The sequence below is a fragment of the Clostridium neonatale genome (assembly GCF_001458595.1).
Taxonomy (GTDB): domain Bacteria; phylum Bacillota; class Clostridia; order Clostridiales; family Clostridiaceae; genus Clostridium; species Clostridium neonatale.
In genome coordinates this window covers 685135-711427 of record NZ_LN890328.1, presented here as the reverse complement: position 1 = coordinate 711427, position 26293 = coordinate 685135, and the positions used below count along the sequence as shown (strand labels likewise).

Below are 26293 nucleotides of genomic sequence, written 5' to 3'. Positions count from 1 at the left end.
ACACCACCTTACTTTTACTATCATATTTTAACATAAAAATAAACAACTAACTTCATTTTGAAGTTAGTTGTCAACAGTCTGAGCCGTTATAAATACCTTAAGTACTTATAACGGCTTCCTACAAAAATTTATTTTATATTTTTATTACAATAAGGACATGGAATCTCACTATTATTTTCTAATGCAGATTGTTCAATAAAGATTGGGTTATTACAATGAATACAATTTATCTCTGTATATTGATCTTCTATATCATTTAGTTCATCAATTGAAACTTCTTCAAAAAGCTCCTCTTGAATGTTACTTAAATCTGAATCCATAAATCTTATATTTTCATCAAGTGACTCTTGATTTACAGTTAACTCTTCAATTTTTTCATTCATATTATCTAATATAGAAGTAATTCTTGTAAAATATTCTTTGTATTGATTATTTACCAAAGTATTTAAAGAATCTTTTAATTCTTCTAGTTCTTTCTTTATCTTTTCCATGCATCCCACTTCCTTTTTATAGAAATTTCTATTCTTATAAAATTAAAGTTGTTAAGCTTATGCTTAACAACTTTTGTAATAACTAAACTCTTTCCATGTATTCACCAGTTCTAGTATCTATTCTTATTGTATCACCTTCGTTAACAAACATAGGAACATTTACTATTGCACCTGTTTCAACAGTAGCTGGTTTTAATGCATTAGTTGTAGTGTTTCCTTTAACTCCTGGTTCTGAATGAGTAATTTGTAATTCAACAAAGTTTGGTGCTTCTACTGAGAAAGCTTCACCTTTGTAGAATTTAATTGTTGCAAACATATTTTCTTTTAAGAATTTTATTGCATCTTCAACTTTTTCAAAATTTAAAGGAATTTGTTCATAAGTTTCTTGATCCATGAAGTAATATAATTCACCATCTGAATAAAGATATTGCATTTCTTTTCTTTCAATTACAACGTCTTGTAATTTTTCAGTTGGGTTGAAAGTTCTATCTACTACTCCTCCTGAAATTACGTTTCTAAGTTTAGTTCTTACAAATGCTGCCCCTTTACCTGGTTTTACGTGTAAGAAATCTTGAACTGTAAACACTTGTCCATCGAATTCAAAAGTAGTCCCTTTTCTTAAGTCACTTGCTGATATCATTAATATATACCTCCAAATTTATAAAATCGTTACATACTAAAATTAACAACTATATGTTAATAATTTACTTAATAACTGACATAACAAAATTATTTTATCAAACTCCTCAAATAATTGCAATATTTGTTGCTCCTATTACTTAAATTATTTTAATATATTAAGTATATATCATTTCTAAAACAATATAACTTTCATTATTATCATTATATATATCATAATTTGTTATTTTATATGCTTTCAATTTATTTAATTCTTTTATTAATTGATCTTTATCTCCATTTATTCGTAATTGTATTTTCCATTTTTCATCTATATGTTCTGCATTTATAATTTGTTTTTCAGTTAATACATTTAACTCTTCATATATATCATACAATGATTTTTCTTCTTTATATTCTTCTTTAATAATATTCTTCCCATTAGTATTAAAATTATTAATATATAATATTATCATTTGTAACATTAACAATATACAAAAAATTGTTAACCAAAAGCTTTTTAACATTCTATTCATTTAACTTTACTCCAACTTTATAATTTTCTTCTTCAGACATTATATAAGTTATATCGATTTTTTCTTGCAATTTTAAATTATAAAAATCATCTAAATTATTAAGGGTTATCTCACCTTCATTTTGATTAATTTTTGCCTTTAATATACAATTTATAAATATATTATTTATCCATGTTTCTATTTCATCTATACTATAACTTTGAGTATAACTATAATCTATTGGGCTATAATTCTCTAAAGTTTTATCTTGCTTTTCTTGAATATATTCTATAGTATTTGGTATTAACATTAAATTTAAAATAAAAACCAGACATATTAATCGTCTAAATTCTTCCAAATTTTGTTTTTCTTTTTTCTTATAAAAATTTTCAGGTGTGAAATTTTTATTTCTTGTTAATTTTCTCATATATCCCCTTTACTATATCAAAACTTATAATATTAATATGATTTTTAATTTCTGCTATCTCATGTAAAATATTATTATCAATATATAATTTCGAGTACTCCTCATTAATTTCAATGTTTTTTAATATTTCTTCTTCATTTGTTACTATAAAAGATTGCTTTATTATATTATTTTCAATATTTAAATAATAGTAATAATTATTTATTTTCACCAAAACCCGAATTTCCTTATCTTTTATTTTAAATTTATTTCTTAATACTGACATAATTAAAAATTGTATTGGTGTTACTTCCAGCTCTTTTACATAATCAATTAAATTATCAATTCTTTTTCCACCTTTAATATAGTAAATATATAATAAATTACTTTTAGAATCGTATATATAATGATATAAAACATCTCCATTTTGAGGAATATTCTTTTTTATATTTTCATCAACAAAATTACTGATTTTATTTTTTCTTATTTTTATATCAAACTTTATAATATTTAGATTTTCTTCTAAAATTATCACTCTTTGCTTAGGTTTTAATTTTTCCTGAATTCTATAAAATTCTTCATCAAGATATTTTTCTTCATCATATGTAAAAAAGTTTTTATTTAATAAAATGTTATCTTTCATTAAAAACTCTCTCCAATAAAACACTTTAATCATAATTTTTACAATTATATGTTGGTATTAAAATTATTGACTCATTTTCTATTTTGTAATCAATATTTCTCCCAATTGATTTATCTTTATCTAAATTCATATCTAAAATAAATACATCTTCATCTTTATGATATTCTAATTTACTTTCTTTAATAGTGACTGAAAAATCATTATCAAACATATCATTAGTTTTTTCATCATCATCATCTTCTTTTTCTTTATCTCTCATTTTATTTAGTTCTTTCATATACTTATAAATTAAATTTTCTTCTACTTCTTTGATATTATATAAGTCATATTTATTAACTTCAAATGAAGAAATCTCATTATTATTTATAGCAATTTTAAACAAGAAGCTTATGATTATGCTTGTGAATGCTAAAAACAACATGGTGCTTGTTAGTATGTTTCCAGTTTGTTTTATAGACATCTTATATATTCCTTTCCATACATATCTGTAATTATCAAATATATTAATTTATCCTTTTCTACAACCTCAAAATCTTTTATATTATAAAGCATATTATTAATGGCTAAGGTAGATTTTCCTTTTGTATATTTTGCAACTACAGTATTATCATAAAATTTTATACTTTTTACAATATAATCATCTTCTGAATCCTTATAAATTACTATTGAGTTGCTTTCTTTTTTAATAACCTCATTATGATTCTCATGTAAAATGTAATCTAAGCTAGTATAAAAATTTCTCATATTATTTTCATTTATACTCCTATTTCTTATTTCTATATATGAAGCATAAAAAGAAAACAAGCAAGTTATAAGCTCAAGAAAAACTATAGATGTCAAAAAAATATATACTATTGATTCTATAAGAGTAAAAGCATGCTTTTTCCTGAATTTATATTTCATCCATCCACCAACTTTTATTAAATGCATATTTTTTTTCAATTTTATGCTCATCCGCACTAATGCATGCTTCTATTTGAAATTCTGCTTTATCATTACTACAATTTCGCATTACTATCTTTATATCATCGCCTATCTCTAAATCATCAATATTGTATTGCATTAATCTCCTTGAAAAATCTTCATCATACTTAAAACTTACTTCATTTTTATCATTTAACATTTCTTCTATCTCATCATATGATAAATTATATTTTATTTCATTTGATAGATTATAAATACACATATTTAGTTCTTCTTCTAACATGCGGCTTTTCAAATTATTAATACTTGATACATAAGCTTGCATAAATGCAGTAATAACTATTGTTATTATGCAGACTGATGCTATTACTTCAATCAAAACACTGCCATCTTTTTTCACTTTATGATTCCCCTTTAATAGTTATTATGTCAACTCCAACCCCTATAGTAATGTCATATCGTTTTTTATCTTTATCAAGCAAACTAATTGTATTACCTTTTTCTAATTTACCTTGTGGTGTTATATAAACTGTAAATTGTGATATTACTTTTAAATCATATGGTAAATTAACACTTTTTTCGATATTATCCCAATTCTCAACAAATCTAATATTATTATCTTTTGTACTAACAATAATTTTCCCATAGTTTTCTTTTTCTTTACAAACGCTTTTACCATATGTAATCAAATTTTGAATTTCATATATATAGTCGGTTACATTGATATCACTTTCCAATGAAGCCTTTAATTTATACATAGATATTGAGATACTCATAAATATTAATAATATGCTTATACTTGCAATTGTTTCGATTAAAGTAAACCCTCTTTTTCTTATCATGGCAGTATACTTTGAACTCCTTCAAAAATAGGTAATACAACTAGCACTAAAAATATTGTTATTATTACACTTAAAATTGCTATTATTACAGGCTGAATAAGAGATAAGCATTTATTAATATTTTTCATTATATTTTCTTGAAGTTTATTGCATAAATCTTTTAATGCCTCTTCAAGGCCTCCAGACTCTTCCCTAATCTTAATAATAGCTAAAGTATATTTAGAAAATATATTTATTCTTATTGATGCATCATATAATGTACTTCCATTTATTATACTTTTATTCATCTGCCTCAATTTATTTTTTATATAATCTGATTCACATGAATTTTCACAAATAGTCAATCCATATGATATATTCATCTTAGAATTTGTTATTATATATAAAATCAATAGCATTCTATACTCAAAATATTTTTTTATTATACTAACTTTTAGAAATTTATCTATTTTTATTTTATTTACTAAATACTTTAGGAATATTATAGGAATAATGACAACATATATTGCAAAATATAAATAAAACTTTATGCTATTATCACAAATAACCATACTGATTTTATGCATAGTTAAATAATTTTGAGACGGAGAAACTCCAATAGATTCATATATATTATAAAAATTAGGAATTACAAATACGAAAAATATCATAATAAAGATGAAAAAACTTATTAATACAAGTTTTGGATATGATAATGCTTTCTTTATTTCCTTTTTTATAAAAACTGATTTTTCATAAAATATTTTAAGAGCTATAAGTATTTTATATAGACTACCACTACTTTCACCAACAGCAAGCATTCCAATAAAAAATGGAGGATATAATTCATCTACTTCATTAAAACTTTCACTTAAAGTTCTGCCTTCTTTTATATACTTTAATACTACATTTAAGCTCTCCTTATATGATTTGTCAAAAATAGCATCAGAGATAATTTCAATTCCATAATCTATATTTATTCCATCCTTATAGATTTCAGCAAGATTATCACATATTATTATTAATAATTCCTCATTTACCTTATTTCTAAATATCATAGAAGAAGCATTTTTTAATTGTTTCATAACATTAACACTACAATTCATTTAAGTCCTCTCCTTCTAGAAAGTTAAAATAATCAGCATATGGTATCTTACCTTTAGCTATGAGCTCTTCCATTTGAGATTTCATATGTGTATTACATAAATAATTTTTATCTGCATAAATTTCTTCTATATTCTTTTTATTTGAATTCTTTAAATAATAAACAGAACTAATTAATTTTCTTGTTATATATCCAGTATAATTACAATTTTTACAGCCACGTTTTTTAAATAACATAAAATTCTTATACTTGTTTACATTATCTATTTCTTTGCAATCATCACATAAAATTTTTATAAGTTTTTGAGATATTATTCCACCAAGGGCTTCAACTAAAAGATTTGAATCAACCCCCATATTTATTAATCTCAAATAAACTTCTCTTGGTGACTTACAATGAAGTGTGCTATATACTTTATGTCCAGTTATAGATGCTCTAATACACATATCAGCAGTCTCTTTATCTCTTATTTCACCAATCATAATTACATCTGGATCTTGACGAAGTATGTTTCTTAGTCCACTTGAAAAATCTATTCCAAGCTTTTTATTTAAATTCATTTGATTAACATTTTTAAGCGTCACTTCAATTGGATCTTCTAGGGTTGTGATATTTATATTTTCATTACTTATTTCCTTTAAAATAGTATACAAAGTTGTAGATTTTCCTGAGCCAGTTGGCCCATTAACTAAAAATAATCCATTTTCAAGTGCAATAATCTTCTTTATAAGATCTACTTGATTACTTGGAAAATTTAATTCTTCTAGTTTGTAGTTGAAACTGCTGCAATACAGTATTCTTATAACAATTTTTTCTCCATTAATTACTGGTATTGATGATATTCTGAAATCATATTTTTTATTATTATATCTTTTTATTATCTTCCCATCTTGGGGTCTTCTTTTTTCGGTGATATCCATGTTTGCTTCTAACTTTATCTTTGAAACTAATGAAGCATACTTTTCTAACTCCATTCTATATGCTAAACTCAATATTCCATTTATTCTATATCTAATATTCACATAATTGTCACATGGCTCAAAATGAATATCACTGGCATTTTTATCAATTGCCTTATATATGAGAAGTTCATCTAATTTATTGTTATCACACCCATAAATTATGCTTTCCCAAATATTAAATTCATCTTTACTTACAACAATTATCTCTATCTCTTTATCATAATAAAATTTCACACAGTTATCTAAAGAATCTTTTTCATCTTCATAAGTTATGGCCTTTATCTTATTTACTTCTTCATTTATTGGAATTAATTTATATTTCGTGCATATTTCCTTTGTAATTTTTTTAGCTGTTGTAAAATCTACTTTTTCAATGAAATTATTAATATTCACACACCTCTCAGATTCTTAATTACCTAATTAATGTCCATAAAATTCCTTTTTATTCATCAATTTAATAAAAATAAAAAAATCGCCAAGGCGACTATGATATAGTCTTCTATAAAAATGCAAATCCAATAGAATACAATAGCTTTTATAAAACGTAATCCTTTAAGCCGTCGATTTTTTTCAGCGCACTCTGGATTTTCTGAGCTTGCCGAAGAAAAGGCCAGGCGCATATAATTTATTTTTTATTATTTAGGAACTATGCATTAGTCTATTGCAATATTTTTTAAATAACTTATCCACAGATTGTCCGTGAATATAATTTCCTAAAGAATAAAAAATCATCAAGGCGACTGTGTAATTACGAACTTTTAATATTATCTCAATAATAAATAACTTTCTCTTAATAAAAAGCAATCTATAGCCGTGGATTTTTTAGCACATTCTGGATTTTTCGAGCAAGCCTGCGAAAGGCTAGGCGCATATGATTTATTTTTTATTCTCTAGGTTTTTATTTTAATTTGCATAATAGCTTAATTTAAGTTATACCATCAGGGGCACCTCGTCCACAGATTGTCCAAAAATTTAAATTTGCCAAAAATAAAAAGCCATTAAAACTAACAACCTAATTTCAATGGCTTTTCATTATTCTCTATAATCAATAAATACGTAATCAATCGCTTCATCTGACACTACCGAAACAGATTTATCCTTATTATATGAATATATTTTTTCATATTCACTGTATATATCATTCTTACCTACGAATAATATATTACCTTCACTATCAGCTTTTAATCCCTTTTCTGCATTTATCACAGCTGGAAAGTCAAAAACTAATCTTTTTATATCATTATCTTCTATTTTATAAAGAGATTTTGAATCATCTTTCATTTTTCCTGTAAAATAAAAATTTCCATTAAGACTTATTACATCATTTAATTCTTCTATCTCATTACTTAAAATATTGCAATTCTTGTTTTTTTTATCAATTGCCACCAGTTCTTTATCATTTTCTAAATTTATCTGCAAAAATAATAAATTATCACCTGTTCCTTTTAAATAAGCTAAATATCCTTCTTCTAATGCATAAATTAATTCTTCTTTGTTTGTAATAAGATTATAAGTAAATAATCCATTTGTTTTATCGCTTTTAACACCATAATAAACAATTGTATTATCATCATACCAATCATACAAAGTACCTGATATTGATACATCTGAATTGATGTCTATTTCACTATTTTTCTCATCGTTTTTAAATACTTTTAATTTTAATCCATTGTCATCTACAAAATATGAAATATATTTTCCATGAGGAGAAAGCTTAAGTCCTTCATATTTTTCATCTTTTATTATGTATTTATTATGGTTATATACTATAAAGTGCTTACCATGCTCTATGCATATGTAACTATTGCTACTTTTATCATAAGCTAATATTGTACTTTGTGTATCTACTTTATAATATTTATAATCTCTATAATTATAAATATTATATTGACCTTCTTCACTTTTAAGTACTGCCCCTTTTCCTAGCTGTATTACCTCTGCTGCATTATTAGAACTTATCTTCTCTTCTTGACATCCTAAAACGAGCAGAGGAAATACAATGAAAATAAACACACATATAAATATCCTTTTTTTTGTATATCTCATTATTTTCCCCTTCTCAATATTTTTCTATGCATTATAAATCCATATTATATTATTCTATTTTGATGTCTCTCCAGAAAAAACAAATTCAGCAGGTCCTTTCATGAATAGCCCTTCATCTAAGACCTCTATTATAAGCTCTCCACCTGGCGCTTTAACAAAAACTTCTTTATTCTTATCTACTAAACCTAATTTTTTAGAAACAAGTACAGATGCAGAGCATCCTGTTCCACAGGCTAAGGTTGCTCCAGCACCTCTCTCCCATGTGTTTACTCTAATATGAGTATCATCTATAACTTTCACAAAATTAACATTTGTACCTTCTTTAAATAACTTATATTTTTCAATTTTAGAACCATCTACTTCTACATCATAATTTTCATTTTCTTCAAATATTATTGTATGAGGTACTCCAACAAGTACAGTTGTCATCTTATATACTTTACCATCCACTTCAACTTCTTTATCTATTAAGTTTTCTAAATTATTTAATGGAATATCTGCACCATTATAAGACCCTTCGCCCATATAAACTCTTACATATTTTGTTTTATTATCTTCTAATATAATTTCTATTTCCTTTACTCCATCTCCAGTTTCAACTGAAAATTTTGTTTTATCTACTATGTTTTTTTCATAAACATACTTTCCAAAGCATCTTATTGCATTGCCACACATATTTGCTCTTGAGCCGTCACTATTTATTATTATCATTTTAGCTTCAGAAACATCTGATTTTCTAACTATAACTAGTCCATCCGCTCCTATTCCAAAATGTCTATTACAAAGCTGTTTTGCTAAATTACATTCATCTTTTATTTCAAAATTAAAATCTTCTACAAATATAAAATCATTTCCTGCCCCTTGCATTTTATAAAACTTCATCTTTAATCCCCCCTAGAAACACTTACATAAACATTTAATATAATAAGTCCATGATTAATAATACTACTATTTACAATTATTAACCACATTATTTTCAAAATTTATTTGCTAAAAAATTAATTAAAATCAAATTATACATTAAATATATAAACTATTGAAACAGAACAATTGATAATGCATTCTTCTTAATGTTATACTATTCTTAACGTATTAAGAAAGGATGACATATAATGGCATTAGATGGTATATACTTATATAGTTTAGTTAACAATTTAAAAAATTCAATAATAGATTCAAAAATAGATAAAATTAATCAGCCTGAGAAGGATGAAATTATTTTAACCATTAGAAAAGATCGTAAAAATATAAAACTTTTAATTTCTGCATCACCTAAATTTGCTAGAATTCACTTAACTAATAATGTTAAGCAAAATCCAATAGTTGCACCTATGTATCTTATGGTTTTAAGAAAGTACATTTTAGGCGGAAGGATTATTGATTTAATCCAAAAAGATAATGATAGAATTTTAATAATGAAAATTGAAAACAGGGATGAATTAGGCTTTGATAGTACCTACTCATTAATCATCGAAATTATGGGCAGACATTCTAATATTACCTTAGTTAGAGATAGAGATAATAAAGTTATGGAATCTATTAAGCATATTACCCCTAATATAAACAGTTATAGAGTTTTATATCCTGGAGTAGAATATGTTTATCCACCTATTTCTAACAAATTAGATCCGTTTTCATGTACATATGAAAATTTAAATTCTTTCATAACAAATAATTCAATTGCATTAGATAAAGATTTTTATTTTAATTGTTTTACTGGTATAAGCAAATTGTTATCTAATGAATTATATTATAGCATTACAAAAGAGCATAGTTCACCTACTAGAAATGAAATTTATGAAAATCTTAAGAATTTCACGAATAATATTTCTGAAAATCCATCATTTACAATCTTCTCTGATAATGAAGGCTATTTAAAAGATTATTATTGTACTCATTTGTCATATTCATATGCCAATTATAAAACAACTAATTATGATGATCCTAATATATTAATGGATACTTTTTATAGTAAAAAGGATAAACAAGATAGGTTACAAAATAAATCAACTGATCTTCAAAGATTAATTAATACAAACATCGATAGATGTAATAAAAAATCTAATATATTAAAAGAAACGCTTAAAGAATGTGAAAAAAAGGATGATTACAAAATAAAAGGTGATTTGCTTACTTCTTATATATACAGCATAAAAAAAGGTGACAACGAATGTACTTTGTTAAATTTTTACAATGAGAATGAAGAAGAATATATTAAAATTTCTTTAGATAAAACTAAAACTCCATCAGAAAATATTCAACGTTATTATAAGAAATACAACAAATTAAAAGCCTCTGAAGAACATGCTATATTGGAACTTGAAAAAAACAATAATGAAGTTGAATATTTAAATTCAGTTCTTACTAATATTCTAAATGTTGAAAGCTATGATGAAATTGATGAAATTAAGAACGAGTTAATAGAAACAGGATATATACGTTATAAGAAAAAAGATAAGCAAAAAAAAGCAAAAATATCAAAACCTCATCACTTTACTTCAAGTGATAACATCGATATTTATGTTGGAAAAAACAATATTCAAAATGATTACTTAAGTCTAAAGTTTGCTAACAAAAATTTTCTTTGGTTACATGCAAAAGACATCCCAGGCTCTCATGTTATAGTCTGCGCTTTTGATGTTCCCGATAAGACTCTCGAAGAAGCTGCAATAATAGCTGGATTTTATAGTAAAGGAAAAAATAATAATAAGTTATCTGTAGATTATACAAAAGTAAAAGAATTAAAGAAACCTAATGGTTCAAAACCTGGAATGGTAATTTATCATAAAAATAATACTATAGTAATAAATCCAAATGACTTTAATACGCTGTTTAATAATTAAAATTTAATATAATACAATTAATGGATATGGTAAAATTTATATTTATAAACTTATACTATATCCATTAATTTTTAAATAAATATATCAAATTTTTTATATGTTTCTTCTAAAAGCTCTACGTTATTGATAAAGCATTCCTTCTTTTGTTCTTTAATTGATACTACTAAAGCATTTATTAAACTAATTGGTGCAGCAAAAGAATCTAATGAAGTCACACCTTTACTTATTGCAGTTAAGCTTACATCTGCATACGGTACTATGGGTGACAGCATATTATCAGTAATAGCTATAGTTCTTGATCCCTTACTTTTTAAGTATGAAAACACTTCAACAGTACTTCTTGAATAATTTTCAAAATTTATTCCTATGACAAGATCATATTTATCAACATATTTAGGTATATCTTCTGTATTCTCAATTATATATACATTATTAAATACAAAATCAAGATAGTACTTTAGAAGTATTCCTAGAGAATAAACACTTCTTCTTGCTACTATATAAATTCTCTTTGAATTCATAATTTCATTAACTGCTCTTTTAATTTCATATAAATTCATATCTTCCATAGTTGACTTTATATTATTTAAATCACTTTCAAAAACTTCATATATATTTTTTTCACATTCTTCTTTAACTTCAGCATTAAGTTTTATTCTTTCAGAGTTTGTCACTTGTGCTTGCATAGATTCTTGAGTATCCTTTAAAAATTCCGGATATCCTTTATATCCTAAAAATGTGACAAATCTAGTTATTGTTGCAATACTTACTCCAGACAGCTTTGCTAGCTTTTCCACTGTTAAAAAAGGTGTTGTATTTGGGTTAGACAATATATATTTCGCTATTTTTTCTTGAGCCTTACTCATATTTGGTATTTTTTCTGCTATCTTTTGATATACTTCTGACATACTTTCACTCTCCTTTATATAAATATAGTAAAATATAATTTTTAAACATTATGAACTAAACCTTGTATTTACTTGTACTATTATTTTAAAAACAAAAAAAGATGCCACAGCTTTGCTGTTAGCATCTTCGCTAATATAAAATATTCTTACATTCAAATATTACCATAAAAAATATAATGTGTAAATATGTTTTCATAAAATTTCTTTAAATTAATTTACTTAAGTAATATATTAATAAGTGCATCTCCATGATTTTTTATTTTTTCATTATCAAAATATTGATAATAATAGCACTTTATTTTCCCATTATATAATTTTCTATTTTTAGTAGATTTTCGTCCAAATATTTTCTCAAAAGGTTCAAATGATGTTAAAATATTAAAATCCCATCCATCCAATTTTTCTTTTATATATCCCATATGTTTATACAGTCTGTCTAAAGATTCCTTCTCTCCTATTCTTTCGCCATACGGTGGATTAGATACTACAAATCCATATTTTTTAGAAGTTGAAAATTCCATAAAGTCTCTTTTTTGAAATTGTATATACTTATCTACTCCAGCTTTTTTGGCATTTTCCATAGCAACTTTTAAAGTTCTATGATCTATGTCATAACCAATAAGCTTTATATCTTTATGCTTTTCTGCATTTCTTGCACCTTCTCTAACCATATCAAAAGTATTAGACGGCATAGTTGGCCATGTTTCACATACAAATTCTCTATTTACTCCTGGCGCAATATTTAATGCAATAAGAGCTGCTTCAATTAAAATAGTTCCTGAACCGCAAAATGGATCTACAAGTTCAAAATCATGATTGTATCTTGAAAGTAAAAGCATTGATGCAGCTAATGTTTCTTTAAGTGGTGCGAGTCCTGCCTGTTCCCTATACCCTCTTTTATGTAGTCCAACTCCACTAGTATCTATTGTTAATGTAACAACATCCTTTAAAATAGCAACTTCTATTTTATATACTGGCCCATCTTCACTAAAATTTTCAATTCCATAACTTTCACTCATGCTTTTTATAATAGCTTTTTTAACTATTGATTGACAATCAGGCACACTATGCAAAGTAGATTTTATACTTTTTCCTACGACATGCATTACTCCATCTTTAGGTATTATTTCACTCCAATCAACACTCTTAGTTCCTTGAAATAATTCTTCAAAAGATCTTGCTTCAAATTCAGCCATTTTTATTAGTACTCTTTCTGCTGTTCTTAAATGTACATTGGCAATAGCAATGTCCATTTCATCCCCCTCAAATGTTACTTTTCCATTCTCTATTTTTAAATCTTCATATCCAAGTGCTCTTAATTCTTTTGCTGTTATGCTTTCTATTCCAAAAGTACTTGTTGCAATTAAATCATATATCATTCTTATTTCTCCTTATGATTATATTGGGCTAGTCGTTCATATAAATGTTCACTGATTCATCAGCATCAGTTTCTTTTAGTTTAACTGCTATAAGTTCACTTTTTGAAGTAGGAATATTCTTTCCAACATAATCTGCTCTTATAGGAAGTTCCTTATGTCCTCTATCAATAAGAACTGCAAGCTGTATAACCTTTGGTCTATCAACATCCATTATTGCATCAATTGCTGCTCTTGCAGTTCTGCAAGTATATAGAACATCATCAACTATAATTACTTTTTTATTTTTTATTTCTACTCCAAGTTCTGAATTTTTCACTTTGGGAATATCCCCATGTTCAGTTAAGTCATCCCTATATAATGTTATATCAACATGACCTACTGGAACTTCTTTGCCTTCTATACTCTTTATATATTCTGACAATCTTTTAGCTATAGGATATCCTCTTGTTTTTATTCCAAGTAATACAACATCATCTATTCCTTTATTTCTTTCAATTATTTCATGGGATATTCTTATAAGAGTTCTATTAATAGCTTTTTCATCTAATAAAGTAGCTTTTAATTTCATTACTTTTCCTCCACTAATTGTTCTATTCATTTCTTAATTTATCAATTATATTTATAAAGTATTTAGGTAATTCACTATTAAATTCCATATACTCATTAGTCTCTGGATGAATAAAACCAAGAGTCTTTGCATGAAGCATCTGTCCATCTAACTTAAATTTCTGTCTTTTAAATCCATATAGCGGATCACCTACTAACGGGAATCCTATTGATGACATATGTACTCTGATTTGGTGAGTTCTTCCTGTCTCTAATATACATTTAATTAAAGTATATCCGTTATATCTTTCTAATACTTCATAGTGAGTTACTGCAAGTTTTCCATCTTCAACTATTCCCATTTTTAATCTATCTTTTTTATTACGTCCAATAGGCTTATTTATAGTACCACTATCATTTTTTAATCTGCCTTCAATTAATGCATAATATTCTCTTTTCATTGAGTGATTCTTTAATTGCTCTGAAAGTTTATTATGTGCCTCATCATTTTTTGCTACAACTAGTATTCCTGAAGTATCTTTATCAATTCTATGAACGATTCCAGGCCTTATTATACCATTTATTCCAGACAAATCTTTACAATGAAATAATAATGCATTAACTAAAGTTCCATTATAGTTTCCCGGCGCTGGATGAACCACCATCCCTTGTTCCTTATTTACAACAATAACATCATTATCTTCATATAAAATATTTAAAGGTATATCTTCTGCGTCAACTTTAAGTATTTCTGGCTCTGGTACTTCTAATTCTATATTATCAAAAGCTTTTACTTTATAATTACTTTTAGGTATTTTATTATTAACTACTACTTTTTCTTTTTTAATCAATTCTTGAATAAATGATCTAGATTTTTCTTCAAGCATATCACTTAAATATTTATCTATTCTTGTTCCTTCACTTTTTTCATCTACTTTAAATAAAGTTTTTTCCATAATGCATCCTCATCCTACATATATTCTTAACCATTATAATATAATACTATATAATTTACAATCTACCTTATTTTATTCGTAAGCGTACATAAGAAATAATAATCAAAAAAAGAGGGTTATACCCCTCTTATAAATTTTAATCCTTATAAACATGGAATGTATTTATTCTGAAAAACACATTAATACAATTACTCATTTTTATTATCTGCAAAGAAACTCTTTATTTCATTCAATTCCTGATTAATTTCTTCTAAAGACATTGTATTTTCAAGCTTTTTAGCACTTCCTTCTTCTAAAGCTTCATCTTTAATCACATCAGCTGCAACTTCTTCAAAAGTATCACTTGAATATTGAGATTCGTTTTCTTCTATTATATCTTTAGGTGATTCTTCACCACTTTCACCAAGATTATAATTTTTAATAAAGTCCTTTTCTAAAGCATCAAAAGTTTCCATTTGTGTATTCATAAAGTTTCTATATTTAGCTCTAAATTTAATAAATTCTTGTTTTACCTTTTCATATTCATCATTTATTTGAATAACATCATTATGTGCCTTATCTAAAATCTTTTGTGCTGTTTCATTTGCATTTTTCACCATAAGCTCTGCTTCCTTTTTAGCCGAGCTCTTTGCTTGTTCTGCTGCATTTTGTGCTAATAATAAAGTGTTTTGAATAGTAGTTTCAATTTTTGAATAATACTCTATCTTTTCATTTAAATTTGCTAATTTTTCTTTTAAATTAGAATTTTCTTTATACATTTCTTCATAATTTTCAACTACTTCATCTAAGAATTCATCAACTTCTTCTGCATTATATCCTCTTAGACCTCTCTTAAATTCCTTATTATTTATATCCATTGGTGTCAGTTTCATGTTATCACCTCTACTATGTATATTTTTTTATAACTACCTTTAATTTTCCACTTTTACTTGTACCAATAATATTTCCAACTATGAATTTTCCGTGTTTTCTTATTGTTATTCTTTCTTCACCTTTTAATTCATAGCTCTTATCTCTTATCTTAGCATAATCTATTAAAATTTGGCCTTGATCTATTAAAATTTGCGCTTTAGCTCTAGATATATTACATAGTTTTGAAACTATCCCATCAATTCTTAAAGAAGAAACCATAATGATTTCTTCTTTAAAATTTACATGTGGAAGAAGCGACATATCTTCTATTAGTTCAACTTTACATGTTACTTTTCCTATTTTGTCTATATTATATAATATAAAATCTTGAATTTCTTCATGTACAGCAACATAACAGCTATTATCTTCTACAAACAAATCACCTATTTTATTTCTTTCAATACCTAAACCTAATATTCCGCCTAAATAATCTCTATGAGTTAATTCTGAGAATTTTGATTTATTAGTTATCTTAATTAAATTAATTGGGAAACTTGTATTGTATAAATTATTGAAAGAAATCATCCTTCTTTCAGCTTCTTCAAAAACTCCATAACTTTCTATTTTTACACTTTTACTTTGAAGATTTTTTTCAAACCACTTCCAAACATTAGGTGTATAAAACTCTTTTCCAAAAACTACTATATCTTTTTCTTTAGCAAGTAAGTATTTTTCATATAAATTTATAACTTCTTCTTTCTCTTCACCAAAGCTTCTATTTATAAGTTCTTTTACCATAATAACATATATAAAATTCTATTAATTACCTGTCTTAAAACAAAGTCAATTACAAATAATGCTATGATTGGTGAAAAATCTATTGGTGAGTCTGGAAAAAATCTATCTTGTAATGCCCTAAAAGGAGTTAAAATAGGATTAGTTATTGCATAAACTATATCCATAAATTTATTATATCTAAGTTGTGGTATCCAAGATGCTATACATTCTATTAATATAGCAAGCTCAATTATACCAAATACTGTATTCATTAATCTAATTATTACGCTTGCCATTATACCTCCTATTTAGACCAATTAAATAATGCTTTTGTACTTAATTCATTTTTTAATTCATTTGTTACTTCAACATTAGAAGGTGAAAGAAGATAAACTCCTTTTTCTATTTGTTGAACTTCTCCTCCTAAAGCATAACAAGATCCACTTATAAAATCTAATAATCTTTGTGCTATTTTAAATTCAAGTATGGTAGTATTAACTAAAACTATTCTCCTATTTTTTAATGCATCACATATTTCCATTGCTTCCTCATAATCAGATGGCTTAGTTATTGTTACCTTTACTGCTGATGATGTATGGATATTTACTACCTTATTATTCTTCTTATTTGTTATAACTGGCTCAGCAGAATTTTCTTCTTCCATTTCTTCATTTTCATATTCTTCATCTTCGAAGTCATCATAATCCTCGTAATCTTCGAATCCTAGTATAGATTTAACTTTTGATAATACATTACTCATTTTTTCTCCTCCTACACTTAAACATTATAATTTCTTTCCCCAAAAATTCCTGTTCCAACTCTTACAAGAGTAGAACCTTCTTCAATGGCAGTCATATAATCATTTGTCATACCCATTGATAATATATCCATAGAAATATTTTTAAATTTCTTACATTTTAATTCATCAAATATTCCTTTAGTTTTCTTAAAATAATACCTATTACTTTCTTCATTTCCTTTTGGAATAATAACCATAATTCCTTTAACAAGAATATGATTACATTCTTCTATTGCTTCAATAAATTCATTTAAGTTTTCCTCTAAAATACCACTCTTACTTTCTTCTCTTCCAATATTAATTTGAATTAAAGTATTTGCTGTTTTTTCATTTTTTTCATATACTTTTTCTATTTCTTCTAATAGCTTAATACTATCTAATGAATGTATCAAATGCACCTTATCCACTAAGTATTTAACTTTATTTGTTTGTAAATGTCCAATTAAATGCCATTTAACATCTTTATGAAAAATTTCCTCTTTTGCTAGAAGTTCTTGAACTTTATTCTCACCAAATTCTCGCATTCCAGCTGCATAAGCCTCTTCTAACGCTTCTATTGGTTTTGTTTTTGAGACAGCTAGCAATTGTACTTCTGATGGAATTTTAGATTTTATTTCTTCAATATTTTCTTTAATCCCCATTTGTCAACACCTTTTCTGCTATTCCTTTCTTTTGTCCTTAATATGTTTATATTCTCTACAGATATGAATTTTCCTTCAAATTTAATAAATAAAATTTAATTTTCTTTTATATTTTCATTTCTTTCCATAAATTGTATTATACCGTTAGAACTCGTAGCAGGCATTGTAATTTTGTTTCTAGTTTCAATTTCAATATTTAACTTTCTAATCATAAGTTGTTTTATATGGCTTCCATCTTCCATTAGGGCTGCTTTTAATTTTTCAGGATCACCAATTGCATAAATATTGAAAGGTGCATACTCCATACTTCCATCTTCAAAGCCTATAAATGCCCAATTACATATTACTCCTGACCATGGAATAACTCTATGATTGTTTACACTTATTGCTTCTGCTCCTGCATTCCTAAGTTCATTTAAAACTAATGCCATATCACTGTCATGCAACAATTTGCTATTTATATCTTCCTCCATATCTTCATTATAGTTTGTATAACCATCATTGATTTTTAATATTATTCCTGGTCCTTCTACAGCACTCATTCCTGTGAATAATTGATAATCCCCTATTTGATTCTTCATATCTTCTAGTATTTTCTCATTTTGTTCATCTTCTCGCATATACCTATTTATTGTTAGCTTCATTTCTATATTGTCTTCTTTTATATTCCCAATATCTTTATATAAATTATTTCTTTCTTCAATTGCCTTTTGATATTCAGCTGAGCTGATTTGAGTATAAGAAGATTTTATTCTTTCAAAATCAAAATTTACAGATATCAAAATTCCAACAATAATTGCTGCAATAAAAACAAAGAATGAACTATTTTTTTTTATCACTCTTCTTTCACCTCAACTTGAGCTTTATGTTGTTCTTTTTTACTTCTCCAATTTTCTATAATAAGCCTTCTTATAATTGCAAAATTTTCGAATATTCTTCCTCCAAATACAATTACAGCTGCAATATATATTGGTATTCCAAGTTTATCTCCCAAATATGTAAGTGAAGCTGCTAAAAGTGCATTACCAAAAAAACCCGATACGAAAATATCAGCTCGAAAATTTTTTGATAAATTTGCTCTAATTGCCCCAAATACTGAGTCTAAGCATGCAAGTATAGCAATTGACATATATGATGAAAATCCTTCTGGAATATTAACATCAAATACAAAACCTAATATAATTCCTATAAATAGTCCTACTACTGCTATCAATTTAATTCTCTCCTATTCCTTTACAGATTTAATGAATTCGCTTTTTAATGCTACTGTTGTTTTTCCTATATTAAGGTCATCTTCAAGTTTTAGTTCTGTATTGTAGTTAGAAAGTGCACCATATTCCAAAGAACCCGGAAATCCTATTCCAACTTCCATTCTATTTTTATCTCCAATTGCTTTTATTTCTATTTTTTCTCTTGGGTATACTCTTCCAGTAGATCCTATTGCAATACCATTTCCAGCAGTTTTTATTCCAGTCTGAGGTGTTATTCTTATATCATTTATTGATATTGCCTCTGCTCCAGAATACCAAAGAAGATTAATAATATGAACAATTTCTGATTCACTTAAGTCCCTACTATTTCCACCAGCATTAGATGAAAATATTGATGTCTTTGGTGTTATTGTCAAGCTAATACCTGGCCCTTTCACATCGACTATACCTAAGTGCATTCTTGCAGTATCTAATTGATTTTTAATTTCAGTAGCCGATCCACTTTCTTCTGCAGCAGATTCTTCCATTTGTTTAAGCTCATCTGATAATTGTGTATTTGTTGTAAGTAATTCTTCTTTTTCCTTTTTAAGTGCTTCTATTTCTGCTATTATGTCTGCTGAATCGTAACTTGTTACATTAGTTTGACTATTTTTAGATAATAAAATTTTAAACTGATATGTTAATAAAAACCCTAAAAAACAGCAAACAATTCCTATAAATATTTGTGATTTAGATACCTTCATTCTATCTTACCTTTCAAAATCGTAATTATTTTTAATAAACATTAGTAATGAGATTATTGTAATAAAAAAAATTGCAATTTAATATCCATTTTTCTTCTTATTCACTATAATATATAGGAGAACCTTCAAATCCAACATCTACATATCCTTTTTTTAGTTCTATAGATGGATCTTCAATTATATGCATTAGTTTATTCATTTTATCTGGTAAATTCTCATCATTACCTAGTCTTCCTTCAACTTCTCCGATATATACTTTTATATTCATAAGATCCGCTAAATCAATAGAATCTATATTAAAATTCGTTGGATTAACTTCTGCTATCTTAGAAAATATAGTTAAAATATTCAAGATTCTTTCATCTTTTATTCCAATTTGTCCAAGCACTGGATTATCAATGGTGATTCCATTAAGTTTAATTAAACTTCTATTTTCTATATTTGCACTGTCTTCTAATACTACTAATTTATCACTCAGCACATATATTTTATCATCTATTTCCACGTAATATATAGCTTTCTTTTCTGATAATGTTATATTAACCTGTCTAGGATAAATTTTTTTTATCTTTACAGCTTCCACATATGCATTGCTTTTAGCCTGAGAATTTATATGTTCTTTATCTATAAACAATATATTCTGGCCTATTAGATATTCGGTTTTTTCTTTTACATCTTCTCCACTCATAGCTGGATTTCCTAAAATAGCAACTTTCTTAATAGTGAAAAAATCAGACTTGCATGCAAATATACTAAAACCAATTACTATAAAAGATATTAAAAATAATAATTTTATTATCATTATTTTATTTCGTCTTTTTTTAATATATTTATTATTTTTCTTTATCATACCCATCCCTATTTCTATTTAATCTGTTTCTATATTTTTCATATATTATATCATACCACTTTAATTATATATTTTCATTAAAATTTCAATAATAAATGCAGAATAGACTGCATTTATAATCTACTCTGCATTTGAAAAATCTTTATTATTTATTTTTAAAACTCACTTTTGCCCTCTGTCTGACGTGATATGTTTAAAAGTATTCCCATAGCAGCCATATTTATAACAAGTGCACTTCCACCATAACTTATAAACGGCAGTGGCACTCCTGTAACAGGCATTGATCCTGTTACAACCGCGATGTTTATAAGAGATTGAACTGCAATTACTGATGTTATTCCTACAGCAAGTAGACTTCCATATACATCTTTTGCCTTCATTGCAACCATTATTCCTCTCCAAACAAAAAATACAAATAATGCGATTATGAGCACACATCCTATAAGTCCTAGTTCTTCTCCTATTATAGAAAATATAAAATCATTATGCGGTTCTGGCATATACAATGTTTTCTGCCTTGATTGACCCAAGCCAAGTCCAGTAAGTCCACCAGCTCCTAAAGCATAAAATGATTGAATTAACTGATAGCCATCCCCTGCTGGATCCTGCCATGGATTTATGAAATTAAGCATCCTTGCTCTTCTATAATCACTTGAAAATGTGAAGAACAATGCGGCAGCTACCATAGTTGGAGCTACATACCCAAAAAGATGTTTAATTCTTCCTCCTGCCGAAAAAAGCATAATAAATGTAACTATCATAATTACTGAGGCTATACTTAAACTTTTTTGTGCAAGTACTAATGCTGCATATAATCCTGCTATTCCTAAATATGGTATGATTCCTTTTATAAAATCCTTAATTCCTTCACCTTTAACTTCAAGGCTCATAGCAAGAAACAAAACAACTGTATACTTGGTAAGTTCTGATGGCTGGAAACTAAAAGGTCCTAGTTGTATCCATCTTTGTGCACCATTTATAGGTGCAAATAAATATACTGCTAATAATAAAGGAATAGTAGCTATCATTAAAGCAAATGTATATTTCTTAATTTTATGATAATCATATGACATCATAAAACACATTGTTCCTATACCTAAAGGCGCAAAAATAAGCTGTCTTTTTAAGTAAAACATACTATCATTATTTTTAAACATTGCATAATATGAACTAGCTGAATATACCATTACAATACCAACTGCTAAAAGTAATATCACAGCATAAAATATACCATAGTCTATTTCTCCCATTTTATTTTTGGATTTCTTTTTTTTCATGCATAAATCCTCCACTTAATTTTAAATTGCTATAAACCCGATAACACATAGAATTGCAGTGATAATTGAAAAAACTGTTACTATTTTTACTTCACTCCATCCAAGTTGCTCAAAATGATGATGTACTGGTGCCATTTTAAACACCCTTTTTCCTGTTAATTTGAACGATGTAACTTGAATTATTACTGATAATGTTTCAAATACATATATACCACCAACTATTATCACTAATAATTCCATTTTAAGCATCAACGCCATAGTCCCTATAGCTCCTCCGAGTGCTAGTGAACCTGTGTCTCCCATAAATATCTTAGCTGGAAAAGCATTAAATTTTAAAAACCCAATTAGTGCACCGATAAGTGCTAATGAAAATGTAGTTATATATACATTGCCTGTTTTATATCCAACTATAGCAAAAAATGTTAATACAATTATCGTTACAGATGTAGCTAACCCATCTAAACCATCTGTTAAATTTACTGCATTTGTTACAGCAGCATAGTAAACTATTATAAATGGTATATATAATATCTTTAAATCAATACTAAAATTAGCAAAAGGAACTAATATTGATGTTCCTACATATTTATATCCATACCACGCAAATGCAATTGAAAATAATAGTAGTAATATCATTTTTTGCATAGCTTTTAGTCCTAAATTATCTTTATGAATTATCTTTAGTATATCATCTAAGAATCCGATAAATCCAAATGCTAATAATGAATATAATATTATCATTTCTTTTGAATTGACTTTATATCCCATTATAATAATAGTAAGTGCTGTCGCAAGAAAAAATATTATTCCTCCCATTGTTGGTGTTCCTGATTTCTTTAAATGACTCTTAGGACCATCAGTTCTTATATTTTGCCCAAATTTCAGCTTATGCAACAATGGTATAAAAATAGGTCCGAGTATGATTGAAAATATAAGTCCCATTAATAAAGGTATTAATATATTCAAATTTAAAGCTCCTTTAATTGATTCCCCCATTTTTCTTCCTCCTCTGTCTATTCAAATATTTCGTCTATTTCACTAACTATTTCTTCAAATTTAGCACTTCTTGATGCTTTAACTAAAATTATATCTTCATCTTTAATAAATTCTTTTAATTTATTTATAATATCCTTTTTATTGGCGAAAATCATACATGTTCCCTTAAATCCTTCTTCGTAACATTTTTTAAATTCACCAGTTGTAAGTAATACATCAGCTTTTGTTGTTGCATATTCTCCAACTTCAGTATGCCCCTTACTAGCATACTCTCCAAGCTCTCCCATATCACCAAGTACTGCTATTTTTCTTTTTCCTGAATAATTATAGAGTACATCAAGTGCAGCTTTCATTGAATCTGGATTTGCATTATATGAGTCATTTATTATTGTAAAATTCTTTTTATTTATAATTTCTAATCTCATAGACGTAGCTTTAAAGTTTTCTAGGCCTTTTTTCATTTCATCAAATGTAACACCTAAATCTAGTGAAACCTGTATTCCAAGTAATGCATTTAGTATATTGTGCTCTCCAACCATATTTAAAGCAAATCTATATCTCTTATTTTCTCTAGTAACTACATCGAAAATTGTACTTTCACTATTTAATTCCAAATTTTCTGCATAAAGATCACAATCTTTACTATAACCAGTTCTTTGCAATACAAAGCCTTGGTTTATATCTACAGTTCTTAACATATCATTTTCACAGTTTATTATAAGCTCATTCTTTTCACCAAAATAATGTGATATACTCATCTTCTCTTTAAGTATATTTTCTCTAGTCTTTAAATATTCTATATGAGCTACACCTACATTAGTTATTGCAGCAATATCTGGTCTTGCAATATCAGCCAGTGTTCTTATTTCTCCAAAGTTATTCATTCCCATTTCAAGAACTGCTATATCATAATTTTTATCTAATTTTAATATCATAAGTGGCAATCCTATATCATTATTAAAATTTCCTTGTGTTTTAAAAACTCTATATTTCCCACTAAGAAATGCTGCAACCAAATCTTTGGTAGATGTTTTCCCAGTTGATCCTGTTATTCCAACAACCTTGATTCCTAATTTTTTTCTATAATACTTGGCTAAATTTCCAAGGGCTTTTTTGGTATCAGCCACCTTAATTACAACCGCTTTATTTTCAAATTCATTAATATCAAATTTTATTTCATCAATTATTACAAGTGATGCACCTTTTTCTATAGCCATATTTGCATAATCATTTCCATTAAAATTTGCACCTTTTAAAGCAATAAATAAATTGTCTTTTTCTATTTTTCTTGTATCAGTACAGACTTCATTAAAAATTAAATTTTCTTTGTTTATTACTATTTTCCCATCAATTGCTTTCACAATTTCATCTAAACTTAATTCCAAAACATCCACCCCTTAATTCAATTCATGATTCACAATTAATTCAAATTTATAATTAATTATTAATACTTAATTCATTGAATCAAGTATTTCTTTTACTACTTCTCTTTCATCAAAATGTATAGTTTTATCTTTTAAAATCTGATATGTTTCATGGCCTTTTCCAGCAATTACAATAACATCATCCTTCTTAGCAATTGAAATAGCTTTTCTTATAGCTTCTTTTCTATTTTCTATTATTATATAGTTATTTTTATCTAATCCAGCCTTTATATCTTCTATTATAGACATTGGATCTTCACTTCTTGGATTATCTGAAGTTATTATTGCTATATCAGATATATCTACTCCTATTTTTCCCATTTGAGGTCTTTTTACTTTATCTCTATCCCCACCACATCCAAATACAGAAATTAATTTTCCTTTTGTAAATGCCTTGGCCGTTTCAAGTATATTTAAAAGACCATCCGGAGTATGAGCATAATCTACTATTATTTCATAAGGAAGGTTGTATTCTTTGCAAACTCTTTCACATCTTCCAGGTACTAAAGTTTCTTCTATTCCTTTTTTAATAGCATTTATATCTATTCCAAGCTTATAGCACATGGCTATTGCACCTAAAGAATTATAAACATTATAATCGCCCGGAATATTTAAAACAAATTCCTCTTCCTTATCTAATTTGACTTTAAAGTTAATATTTTTACTTCCCATATTTTCATCAAATGCTTTAAAATCTGATTTATTTTTAAGAGAAAATGAATATATATCCTTGGCATTTAATAAGTTTAAGTCTTCAATTACTTGTTTTCCGTAATTATCGTCAATATTAACTAATTTTATACGTGATCTTTCAAACAACTTAAATTTTGCTTTATAATAATTTTCAAATGTTTTATGAAAATCTAAATGATCCCTTGTTAAATTAGTAAATATTCCACCTTCAAACTGTATTCCATAGACTCTATCTAACTCCAAAGAATGTGAAGATACTTCCATTATGCAATATTCCACACCCTTTTCTACCATTTCACTAAATAATTCTTGAAGTTCTAGAGATTCAGGTGTTGTTCTCTCAGTATGAATTTTTTCCTTTCCAATATAATTTGCTATTGTCCCTACTAAGCCTACTTTTTTCCCTGCTGCTTCTAATATATCCTTTATCATAAAAGTAGTTGTTGTTTTACCATTAGTTCCTGTGACTCCTATGACCTTCATCTTCTTGCTTGGATTATTATAGTAATTTGCCCCTATACATGCCAATGTTTTTCTTGTATCACTTACTTTTATTACAATAATATTTTCGTTCTGTATTTTTACATCATCTTGAATTATTATTACTTTTGCTCCATTTTCTATAGCCTTATTAATATACTTATGACCATCTGTAGCAAAACCTTTTATGCATACAAATATATCGTTCTCTTCAACTTTTCTACTATCATAGTTAATTTTATTTATTGTACTAGTAACATTTCCACATACAAGTTCATAATCTATATTTGTTAAAATATTTTTTAATTCCATAAAACAACCTCACTCTCTTATTTTATATATCTAAAAAAATATAGCATGTGAGCATCCCACATGCTATATCTTATC

31 protein-coding genes are annotated in these 26293 nt (G+C 26.5%); 1 reads left to right on the top strand and 30 read right to left on the bottom strand.

Features of this window, described 5'->3' with window-relative positions; translation table 11 throughout:
- Positions 1-128: 128 nt before the first annotated feature.
- The 13 genes from BN2920_RS10445 to dapF form a co-directional block, all read right to left on the bottom strand.
- Positions 129-491: a CD1247 N-terminal domain-containing protein gene (locus tag BN2920_RS10445; RefSeq protein ID WP_058294948.1), complete on the bottom strand. Its 363-nt coding sequence runs from the start codon at positions 489-491 to the stop codon at positions 129-131.
- A gap of 82 nt (positions 492-573) precedes the next feature.
- Entirely contained in the window at positions 574-1131 is a 558-nt protein-coding gene (efp, locus tag BN2920_RS10440) for an elongation factor P (RefSeq protein ID WP_058294947.1), read from the bottom strand.
- A 157-nt stretch (positions 1132-1288) separates the two neighbouring features.
- Entirely contained in the window at positions 1289-1645 is a 357-nt protein-coding gene (locus tag BN2920_RS10435; protein ID WP_058294946.1) for a hypothetical protein, read from the bottom strand.
- Positions 1638-2051 carry a hypothetical protein gene (locus tag BN2920_RS10430; protein ID WP_058294945.1) on the bottom strand — a complete coding sequence of 138 codons (414 nt, stop codon included), beginning with the start codon at positions 2049-2051 and terminating at the stop codon, positions 1638-1640. Before BN2920_RS10430 ends, BN2920_RS10435 begins: the two co-directional genes overlap by 8 nt.
- On the bottom strand, positions 2029-2673 hold the full coding sequence (locus tag BN2920_RS10425) for a hypothetical protein (protein ID WP_058294944.1): 645 nt from the start codon (positions 2671-2673) through the stop codon (positions 2029-2031). The genes BN2920_RS10430 and BN2920_RS10425 overlap by 23 nt, the downstream gene beginning before the upstream one ends.
- 25 nt (positions 2674-2698) lie before the next feature.
- Entirely contained in the window at positions 2699-3133 is a 435-nt protein-coding gene (locus tag BN2920_RS10420) for a hypothetical protein (protein WP_058294943.1), read from the bottom strand.
- Complete coding sequence (locus tag BN2920_RS10415) at positions 3124-3615, bottom strand: hypothetical protein (RefSeq protein WP_157065773.1); 492 nt, start codon at positions 3613-3615, stop codon at positions 3124-3126. Before BN2920_RS10415 ends, BN2920_RS10420 begins: the two co-directional genes overlap by 10 nt.
- Positions 3566-3997, bottom strand: coding sequence for a hypothetical protein (locus tag BN2920_RS10410; RefSeq protein WP_058294941.1), 432 nt, complete (start codon positions 3995-3997; stop codon positions 3566-3568). The genes BN2920_RS10415 and BN2920_RS10410 overlap by 50 nt, the downstream gene beginning before the upstream one ends.
- Before the next feature lies 1 nt (position 3998).
- Positions 3999-4439: a prepilin-type N-terminal cleavage/methylation domain-containing protein gene (locus BN2920_RS10405; protein ID WP_083498767.1), complete on the bottom strand. Its 441-nt coding sequence runs from the start codon at positions 4437-4439 to the stop codon at positions 3999-4001.
- Complete coding sequence (locus BN2920_RS10400) at positions 4436-5524, bottom strand: type II secretion system F family protein (RefSeq protein ID WP_058294940.1); 1089 nt, start codon at positions 5522-5524, stop codon at positions 4436-4438. The genes BN2920_RS10405 and BN2920_RS10400 overlap by 4 nt, the downstream gene beginning before the upstream one ends.
- Positions 5514-6878 (bottom strand): GspE/PulE family protein, encoded by a 1365-nt coding sequence (locus tag BN2920_RS10395; RefSeq protein ID WP_307993577.1) that lies wholly within the window; start codon positions 6876-6878, stop codon positions 5514-5516. Before BN2920_RS10395 ends, BN2920_RS10400 begins: the two co-directional genes overlap by 11 nt.
- Positions 6879-7517: 639 nt before the next feature.
- The gene (locus BN2920_RS10390; RefSeq protein WP_083498766.1) at positions 7518-8531 is read right to left on the bottom strand and encodes a hypothetical protein; all 1014 of its coding nucleotides are present in this window, start codon (positions 8529-8531) and stop codon (positions 7518-7520) included.
- A gap of 54 nt (positions 8532-8585) precedes the next feature.
- Positions 8586-9413 carry a diaminopimelate epimerase gene (dapF, locus tag BN2920_RS10385; protein WP_058294938.1) on the bottom strand — a complete coding sequence of 276 codons (828 nt, stop codon included), beginning with the start codon at positions 9411-9413 and terminating at the stop codon, positions 8586-8588.
- A gap of 230 nt (positions 9414-9643) precedes the next feature.
- On the opposite strand from dapF, the gene BN2920_RS10380 reads away from it, so the two are divergent.
- On the top strand, positions 9644-11374 hold the full coding sequence (locus BN2920_RS10380; protein ID WP_058294937.1) for an Rqc2 family fibronectin-binding protein: 1731 nt from the start codon (positions 9644-9646) through the stop codon (positions 11372-11374).
- Between the two features lie 71 nt (positions 11375-11445).
- Here BN2920_RS10380 and BN2920_RS10375 read toward each other — a convergent pair whose 3' ends face one another.
- The 17 genes from BN2920_RS10375 to BN2920_RS10295 all read right to left on the bottom strand — a co-directional run bounded on the left by BN2920_RS10375 (position 11446) and on the right by BN2920_RS10295 (position 26218).
- Positions 11446-12282, bottom strand: a complete 837-nt coding sequence (locus BN2920_RS10375) for a MurR/RpiR family transcriptional regulator (protein WP_058294936.1) — start codon at positions 12280-12282, stop codon at positions 11446-11448.
- A 215-nt stretch (positions 12283-12497) separates the two neighbouring features.
- Positions 12498-13661, bottom strand: a complete 1164-nt coding sequence (locus tag BN2920_RS10370; protein WP_058294935.1) for a THUMP domain-containing class I SAM-dependent RNA methyltransferase — start codon at positions 13659-13661, stop codon at positions 12498-12500.
- 28 nt (positions 13662-13689) lie between these two features.
- Positions 13690-14229 carry a bifunctional pyr operon transcriptional regulator/uracil phosphoribosyltransferase PyrR gene (gene pyrR / locus BN2920_RS10365; protein ID WP_058294934.1) on the bottom strand — a complete coding sequence of 180 codons (540 nt, stop codon included), beginning with the start codon at positions 14227-14229 and terminating at the stop codon, positions 13690-13692.
- Positions 14230-14251: 22 nt separating this feature from the next.
- Entirely contained in the window at positions 14252-15163 is a 912-nt protein-coding gene (locus tag BN2920_RS10360; RefSeq protein ID WP_058294933.1) for an RluA family pseudouridine synthase, read from the bottom strand.
- 188 nt (positions 15164-15351) lie between these two features.
- Positions 15352-16035: a DivIVA domain-containing protein gene (locus BN2920_RS10355; RefSeq protein WP_058294932.1), complete on the bottom strand. Its 684-nt coding sequence runs from the start codon at positions 16033-16035 to the stop codon at positions 15352-15354.
- Positions 16036-16048: 13 nt separating this feature from the next.
- Positions 16049-16813: a YlmH family RNA-binding protein gene (locus BN2920_RS10350; protein ID WP_058294931.1), complete on the bottom strand. Its 765-nt coding sequence runs from the start codon at positions 16811-16813 to the stop codon at positions 16049-16051.
- On the bottom strand, positions 16807-17088 hold the full coding sequence (locus BN2920_RS10345) for a YggT family protein (RefSeq protein ID WP_058294930.1): 282 nt from the start codon (positions 17086-17088) through the stop codon (positions 16807-16809). The genes BN2920_RS10350 and BN2920_RS10345 overlap by 7 nt, the downstream gene beginning before the upstream one ends.
- A gap of 8 nt (positions 17089-17096) precedes the next feature.
- Positions 17097-17552 carry a cell division protein SepF gene (locus BN2920_RS10340; RefSeq protein ID WP_058294929.1) on the bottom strand — a complete coding sequence of 152 codons (456 nt, stop codon included), beginning with the start codon at positions 17550-17552 and terminating at the stop codon, positions 17097-17099.
- Between the two features lie 17 nt (positions 17553-17569).
- Positions 17570-18232 carry a YggS family pyridoxal phosphate-dependent enzyme gene (locus tag BN2920_RS10335; RefSeq protein ID WP_058294928.1) on the bottom strand — a complete coding sequence of 221 codons (663 nt, stop codon included), beginning with the start codon at positions 18230-18232 and terminating at the stop codon, positions 17570-17572.
- A 95-nt stretch (positions 18233-18327) separates the two neighbouring features.
- A complete protein-coding gene (locus BN2920_RS10330; protein ID WP_097919318.1) occupies positions 18328-19071 on the bottom strand; it encodes a DUF881 domain-containing protein in 744 nt (247 codons plus the stop codon).
- Entirely contained in the window at positions 19068-19445 is a 378-nt protein-coding gene (locus tag BN2920_RS10325; RefSeq protein ID WP_058294927.1) for a small basic family protein, read from the bottom strand. Before BN2920_RS10325 ends, BN2920_RS10330 begins: the two co-directional genes overlap by 4 nt.
- A gap of 12 nt (positions 19446-19457) precedes the next feature.
- Positions 19458-20186: a DUF881 domain-containing protein gene (locus tag BN2920_RS10320; RefSeq protein WP_058294926.1), complete on the bottom strand. Its 729-nt coding sequence runs from the start codon at positions 20184-20186 to the stop codon at positions 19458-19460.
- 97 nt (positions 20187-20283) lie between these two features.
- Positions 20284-21036 carry a cell division protein FtsQ/DivIB gene (locus BN2920_RS10315; RefSeq protein ID WP_058294925.1) on the bottom strand — a complete coding sequence of 251 codons (753 nt, stop codon included), beginning with the start codon at positions 21034-21036 and terminating at the stop codon, positions 20284-20286.
- A 155-nt stretch (positions 21037-21191) separates the two neighbouring features.
- Positions 21192-22313, bottom strand: a complete 1122-nt coding sequence (gene spoVE / locus BN2920_RS10310) for a stage V sporulation protein E (RefSeq protein WP_058294924.1) — start codon at positions 22311-22313, stop codon at positions 21192-21194.
- A gap of 21 nt (positions 22314-22334) precedes the next feature.
- Positions 22335-23309 carry a phospho-N-acetylmuramoyl-pentapeptide-transferase gene (mraY, locus tag BN2920_RS10305; RefSeq protein ID WP_058294923.1) on the bottom strand — a complete coding sequence of 325 codons (975 nt, stop codon included), beginning with the start codon at positions 23307-23309 and terminating at the stop codon, positions 22335-22337.
- Between the two features lie 17 nt (positions 23310-23326).
- Positions 23327-24694, bottom strand: coding sequence for a UDP-N-acetylmuramoyl-tripeptide--D-alanyl-D-alanine ligase (locus BN2920_RS10300; RefSeq protein ID WP_058294922.1), 1368 nt, complete (start codon positions 24692-24694; stop codon positions 23327-23329).
- Positions 24695-24760: 66 nt separating this feature from the next.
- Complete coding sequence (locus BN2920_RS10295) at positions 24761-26218, bottom strand: UDP-N-acetylmuramoyl-L-alanyl-D-glutamate--2,6-diaminopimelate ligase (protein WP_058294921.1); 1458 nt, start codon at positions 26216-26218, stop codon at positions 24761-24763.
- Between the last annotated feature and the right edge of the window lie 75 nt (positions 26219-26293).